Origin of the sequence: Peptoniphilus sp. oral taxon 386 str. F0131 (assembly GCF_000090945.1) — a bacterium.
In the GTDB taxonomy this organism is placed as follows: domain Bacteria; phylum Bacillota; class Clostridia; order Tissierellales; family Peptoniphilaceae; genus Anaerosphaera; species Anaerosphaera mikwangii.
In genome coordinates this window covers 1-1,517 of sequence record NZ_GL349425.1, presented here as the reverse complement: position 1 = coordinate 1,517, position 1,517 = coordinate 1, and the positions used below count along the sequence as shown (strand labels likewise).

Here is a 1,517-nt window from a genome sequence, read left to right as displayed (position 1 = left end):
GATGGTCGGTGTCAGTTCATCAAAGTTATCATAGCGTTCAATCAACCGGATAAACTTTTTGGCTCTGTTGGTTTCTTTTTCGTATCGCTTGATGGCTTTTTCCAACCCATCGATTTCTTTGCTGAGTTCTCTTTGCTCTGTTTCATACTGATTATTTAAGATTTCATATCGGGTATTCGGTATCTTCTCCAATATCATATCTTCGTATATCCGACACATTAAACGTTCCAGTTCCTGAAGCCTGTTTGTACTATCTGTGAGCCTTGTCCTTTTCTTTTCCATTTCTATTTTTTCGCTTTCTTCCATTTCATTTTGAATGGAATGGAGAAAGGCTTCGTTATCTTCATCAAGGCTTTTCTTAATGTCTTGTAGGGTGCTTTGAATGAGATTTAATACCACTTCTGCTTTTATCCTGTGAGCGGAGGGACAAAGTGTCCCACAAGGTACTTTTGTGTAGGCACTACAAGTATAATAGGGGATATTCTTGTAGTTGCTCGTTCTGTGAACATACATTTTACTGCCACAATCGGCACAATACATCAGTCCTGTAAGGGGGTGGTATTCGCCCCAACCATCGGGATAGCGTTTCACATTTCCTCGTATTCTCTGCACATTATCAAAGGTTTCTTGGTCTATGATTGGCTCGTGGGTGTTTTCAAAGATGAGCCAGTTATCTTCGGATACATATTTACTTTTCTTGTCTTTGAAATGCTTTCTGGTTTTGAAGTTGACTGTATGCCCTAAATACTCTTGCTTTTTTAAGATACTTGCAATCGTGAAACTGCACCAACGATATGGATATTCAAACACTTTGCTTTGATGTAGTCCATATCCCAATTTCTGCTGATGATAGGCGGGTATATCTATCTTGTCGGCTTCTAATATCCTTGCAATGGCATAGGGTCCTTTTCCATCCATTGTCAGATGGAATATTCTTCGGACAACTTCTGCCGCTTTTTCATCGATAATCCACTGATTTTTATCGTCCTTGTCTTTTATATAGCCATAGGGTGGACTGCTTCCTGTGTGTTTTCCGCTTTCTCCTTTCGCTTTGAATGTGGACTTGATTTTCCTTGAGGTATCTCTCGCATACCACTCGTTCATAATGTTTCGGAAAGGAGTGAAATCATCGTCTTTGCAAAAGCTGTCTACATTGTCGTTTATGGCAATGAGTCTTACTCCCTTTTGTCTTAATATCTCCATACATTGACCGACTTTGAGGTAATCTCTGCCAAGTCTTGACATATCCTTTACGATGATACAACCGATATTTCCTTGATTGACTCCGTTCATCATTGCCATAAATCCCGGACGATCGAACTGCGTCCCGCTGATTCCGTCATCGGTAAAATGAACGATGTTCTCCAAATGATTTTTCTTTGCGTATTCTTCCAAGATTTTCTTCTGATTCATGATAGAATTACTCTCACCTTGTAGTTCATCATCTCGGCTTAACCTTTCATACAAGGCGGTTATTTTCTCATAACTTCTCACGATTACCTCCTTTCACTCAAATT

General features: G+C 39.7%; 1 protein-coding gene. It reads right to left on the bottom strand.

Annotated features, from left to right (window positions below):
• Nucleotides 1–1,494, bottom strand: a 1,494-nt coding sequence (locus HMPREF0629_RS07530) for a recombinase family protein (RefSeq protein WP_009222713.1), incomplete at its 3' end; no start/stop codon positions are given.
• Between the last annotated feature and the right edge of the window lie 23 nt (nt 1,495–1,517).